Source organism: Paracoccus sp. S4493 (assembly GCF_000967735.1).
In the GTDB taxonomy this organism is placed as follows: Bacteria; Pseudomonadota; Alphaproteobacteria; order Rhodobacterales; family Rhodobacteraceae; genus Paracoccus; species Paracoccus marcusii.
Genome location: NZ_JXYF01000248.1, coordinates 1 through 359, shown reverse-complemented (window position 1 = coordinate 359; position 359 = coordinate 1). Strand labels below are relative to the sequence as shown.

The 359-nt window shown below is 74.9% G+C and carries 1 pseudogene; it reads right to left on the bottom strand.

From position 1 onward, the window contains the following. Positions 1-359 (bottom strand): annotated as a pseudogene (locus TW83_RS21270) (hypothetical protein); the annotation flags it as partial.

Below are 359 nucleotides of genomic sequence, written 5' to 3'. Positions count from 1 at the left end.
CCGTCGCCCACGCGGGTCGCATAGCCCGCCGCGCGGATCGTGCGCCCGATGGCCAGCGCGTCGGACACCGATCCGCCCGAACTGTCCAACGTCACCTGCGTCGCCGTCGGGCGTGTCCGGTCCAGCCAGGCGACAAAGCGGTCCGCATCGCCCGGCGCGATCTGGCCCGCGATGGTGATCGCGTCATCGGCCTGATCGAATTCCAGCGCCTCGGGCATGGCGCGCATGGCGGGGCCGCCCGGCTGCGACGGGTCCGACGGGCGCAGGTCGGGGCGATAGGGGCGCACGCTTGGCCCCTGTGCGGGCGGGGCGTACAACCCCGGCGCGGCCGATCCCGGTGCGCGCATCAGGTCCAGGCC